General features: G+C 48.1%; 3 protein-coding genes and 1 pseudogene. 1 reads left to right on the plus strand and 3 read right to left on the minus strand.

The window, feature by feature from the left end; translation table 11 throughout:
• Positions 1-434 precede the first annotated feature (434 nt).
• From B2Z67_RS07335 to B2Z67_RS07345, 3 genes are all read right to left on the minus strand, one after another.
• Complete coding sequence (locus B2Z67_RS07335) at positions 435-653, minus strand: hypothetical protein (RefSeq protein WP_291529169.1); 219 nt, start codon at positions 651-653, stop codon at positions 435-437.
• Positions 650-2,233 carry a glycoside hydrolase family 43 protein gene (locus B2Z67_RS07340; protein ID WP_291529170.1) on the minus strand — a complete coding sequence of 528 codons (1,584 nt, stop codon included), beginning with the start codon at positions 2,231-2,233 and terminating at the stop codon, positions 650-652. The genes B2Z67_RS07335 and B2Z67_RS07340 overlap by 4 nt, the downstream gene beginning before the upstream one ends.
• Before the next feature lie 114 nt (positions 2,234-2,347).
• Entirely contained in the window at positions 2,348-3,811 is a 1,464-nt protein-coding gene (locus B2Z67_RS07345; RefSeq protein ID WP_291529171.1) for a glycoside hydrolase family 43 protein, read from the minus strand.
• 183 nt (positions 3,812-3,994) lie between these two features.
• On the opposite strand from B2Z67_RS07345, the pseudogene rhuM reads away from it, so the two are divergent.
• Positions 3,995-4,090 (plus strand): annotated as a pseudogene (gene rhuM / locus B2Z67_RS07350) (RhuM family protein); the annotation flags it as partial.
• Positions 4,091-4,208 lie beyond the last annotated feature (118 nt).

Genomic DNA, 4,208 nt, shown 5'->3' on the forward strand with positions numbered 1-4,208 from the left:
ATTCATCGGACAACACTTTAACTATATCCTGCAAATCTAATTTACGAATAATGTGATCTCCTATATCTTTTTTCATTTTTTCCTGATACTATATAAACGTTCATCAACTATTTGTCCCTCTTTTATAACCGAGGACTTAATAATGGCTTCCCGTATCATTTTAATGTACTTATTGTTTTTTGCAAAGGTAATGGTTCTTCGTCACTTTAGGTGAATATTGAGATACATTCTGCAATGCTGTTCCCTTTCTGATATACTGGTTGCAAGATTCCTCTCTATTATAAATTAAATGGTTAGTACGTAAAAAAACAGAAGATGTAGTTTTTTCTAAAACCACGATGAATAAGGAGTTTAAAGCAAATTGTTTGCACCTAAAGTGACGAAGAACCTAACGTATTCGCTTTATGCGGCTCGAACTCGATGCCTTTTCTTTGTTACCCCTCATACGAGTAATGTCCGGGCATGTTCTCGATCAGGAACAGAGCCGCTTCCAATTTTAAAGAATCGGCTCTGTCTGAAGAATAATACGCAATTACTTTCTCCAGTTCCGGTCTGTTTTCTCCGGCCAGTATGAGGGCCTGTTCCAGGTGTGAATACGTGTTTTCGCAGGAAGAAGATATTACTATAGAAATTGCAATCACCCATTTCTTCATCGCTCTCCCTTCAACTCAAACCAATCGAAATCCGCCGGATTCGTATTCACCTTACCATTTCCCGATGCATACATGCCGATGAACACCCCCGTAAAGCCCCCTACCTTTTCGTTCGATACATCTTTGGTGGTGGCTGTGCCTATCAGTTGCGTTTCCTTTCCTTCCTTTTGCACCCAGAATTTATACTCCGAAGTGGTGGCAGTGATGCGCAATACGATATCCCCGTCGGGAATCTCTTTATAGTTCACTTCCGCCACTTTGTCCTGCAAATACTTGCGTAACATAACCACTTTCTTCCCGTCGTAGCGGGTAATGAATAGGTCGTAGTGGTTTTTATCGTCGGCCCTGACTACCAACCCCGCCTCTTCATTATCGGCAACAGGTGTGAAGTTTACCTTTGCAGAAGCCGTTATGTCGAAAGCAGTTTGCCGTCTGCCTATAAAGGCGGGCGAATCGTTTTGGCTGAAGTTCAGTTCCGAACCTTTAAGGCGCAGGTAGCCCGGCTTTTCGGTGAGCGACCAGTCTTTCGCGTAAGGATTCCGGAGGAAATTCCAGTACAAGTTCAATGTATTGCCGTCGAAATCGTCCCGCACCGGATCTTTCTCCCACGCATGCACGGGCAGGTTGGGGCGGGGAAACTCTTCTCTTACAATGCCGTCCGTACCCACTTTGGGCCAACCGTTCGCATTCCAGGTGATGGGCGCCAGGAATGTTTCGCGCCCCAGGTGTTGAAACTTACCGTTCTGCGGGCGGATGCCCAGGCACACCGCCCACCAGCTACCGTCTTTTAGCTGAACAAAATCAGCATGTCCTATGGCGTGGAAAGGATGTTGGGGAACGCTCATGTTCGAAAGCACGGGGTTAATGGGACTCGGCTCGTAGGGGCCCCAAGGCGATTTGCTACGCTGTATCACTTCGCGGTGCTCATAGCCTGTTCCACCCTCGGCGGACATGATGTAGTAGTAATCATTTACTTTATAGAAGTGAGGGCCTTCGGGGGCGGAACCACCCAGTCCGGAAGCTACTTTGCGCAGCGGCTCAATGAACTTGCCCGTTTTTATATCTATCGTACCCAGCAGGAAACTACCTGCATTGTCCGGGCTGAGGTAGTAAACAGTATCGTCGATGAACTCTAACGACGGGTCAACATACCATTCGCCAATCCAAATAGGGTCCGACCACGGTCCGGCGGGGTCTTTGGCGCTTACGTAAGAGATGCCCTGCGAGCCTTCGCCACCGTAATTGGTGCCGATTACATAAAACGTACCGTCGTGATAGCGCAGGGTGGGGGCGTACTGGCCTCCGTAAGATGCATTGGCGCCTTTCAGCGGATTGCTTTTCGGTGTGGTCAATGCGTGGCCTATCAATTTCCAGTTCACCAGGTCTTTGCTGTGGTAAATGGGCAATCCCGGGAAATATTCGAAGGTAGAGGTTACCAGGTAAAAATCATCACCTACCCGGCAAATGCTTGGGTCGGGATTCATGCCGGTCAGGATGGGGTTCTTAAATGTGGTCTGCGCAAAAAGTACGCAGTTTGCTACCATAAGAATGCTTGCTAATAAGGTTGTTATTCGTTTCATTGTCTGTATGTATTAAATTGATTTTCAGTACAAATCGCCCATCGAGGCCGGTAATCGTCCCGTTAGTTGTTCCTTGACACAGCCTCCTTTTTCATGACACATCACTTCTTTTTTTTACTTAAACTGCCAGTAGTCGAACTGTAGGTCGGAAGTGAGTTTGAAATAGATGTCGTGAGTGCCTTGAATGTTGACCTTGGCAGATACGTCCTTCCAGTCAGCAGCGCTACTGAGCGTGGCAGTGGCAGGAGCGTTAATAGAGTCGAGGTGGAGAGTCAACTTGCTCTGTCCCTTCAGCCTTGCTGTGAACTTCTTTGCTTTCTTGCTGAAGTCTGCACCACGGACGAGGAGGATGCTCTCATCTGGCAGGGCGTGCTTGGAGAAAGCCTTGCCGCGTGTGGCTATCATGTTGCCATTTCCGTCTCCTGCCTCCCATTTGATACCCTCTGCAGCTGCTACTGTTTCTGCCTGCTGTATGATGAATGGGTTGAGTGCTTGTATCGGCTTTGGACCTTGCTTGGTCATCTTGGCAGGATAAATGTGTGCATTCTGTTCATCGACTTGTATTTCGTCAATCATGATGCTGCGGAAATGCCCCATAAGATTTTCCTTAGAGGCTCCTTCAGGGCCGCCTTCAGCATATATATTCATATCTTCCATGAGCATCTCTGTGTGGTAGATGATATACCATTTGCCACGGAACTTCTGCAAGTGAGTGTGGTTGTTTGTCCACTTGAATGTTTCAAATTCACCAGGATTGTTGAGATAGGCATTCTGGAACTTCCATGATGTAGAGTCGAGAGGCGTGGTAGTAGTCATATAGCCCATGCTACAAGTGTGAGGAATGTCACCAGAGAATGTGCCATCGTTGTGGTCAGCCCAGTCTATGCAGTAGGTATAGACATACTTGCCACCGATGTAGTTCATCTCGTTTGCCTCCATGATGTGTATAGGATGTGGATTGATGAACTTGCTGTCGATGGAAATCATATCCTTGCCCAATCGACCGATGCGTCCCTGACCGCCACCTACGGCAATCCATCCCACACCATCGTCATCAATAACAGCACCCGGATCGAAAGCACAGCCGTTTACCTCTGGTATGTCTCCTGTCACGAGGTCTTTGTCTAATGGTGAAATCCATGGACCTACAGGCGATGTGGATGTAAGCACAGCCGTAGCACCTCCGTTACTGGCGAAATACAGATAGAAGTGTGTCTTGCCATCTGCTTCCTTTCTCGATACGATAGAAGGAGCCCATGAAGAGTTTACCCATTTGCAAAGTTCGCCCACAGGAACGACACCATGATGAGTCCAGTTGACCATATCGTCGGTTGACATGATGGTCAGGGTTTTGATCTTGTCGTAGTGGTTCTTCTGTGTGTGTTCATACTGCTGATGGTCGTTGGTGCCATAGACGTAAAGGCGACCGTTGTATTCCACGGATGTAGGGTCTGCCTCGAACCAACTGTCAGAGACAGGGTTAGCGTATCCTGTACGCAACTTAGGTGAAACTTGTGCCTGGGCGATGCTACCAGCGAGGAGCAAGGCGAGGCAAGAAGTGATGATTTTGTTGTTCATATGTTTTTGTTATAAAACTTTTTTTGAAATTATATTTGCAAAGGTAGTGGAAAAGCAGTAAAATTGTTGTCCGGATTGGGGTCTTGACGTGTGATTGTTTCACATTATGTTTTACATTATGCGGCCTACGGTCCGGAGGTGAACGGCTATATCGTCGGCCAAATATAAAGATGGCGGTCTCGTAAACTCCATTTCACGATTCATGGTCACACAGCTGCCGAGTTGATCGTCGAGCGCGCCGACGCCGGGCGAGCCCACATGGGACTGCCCCCTTGGGAAAAGGGTTCAAGGACGGTTCGGGCGGGGTTGCGGGGTGTCAGTCGGCGGGTATGATTGCTTCGGAGACGAGGCGGGTGGCGTCGTCGAGGACGGATCGTTCCAGGGAGGCGAGGTAGAT

Source organism: Bacteroides sp. UBA939 (assembly GCF_002293435.1).
Taxonomy (GTDB): Bacteria; Bacteroidota; Bacteroidia; order Bacteroidales; family Bacteroidaceae; genus Bacteroides.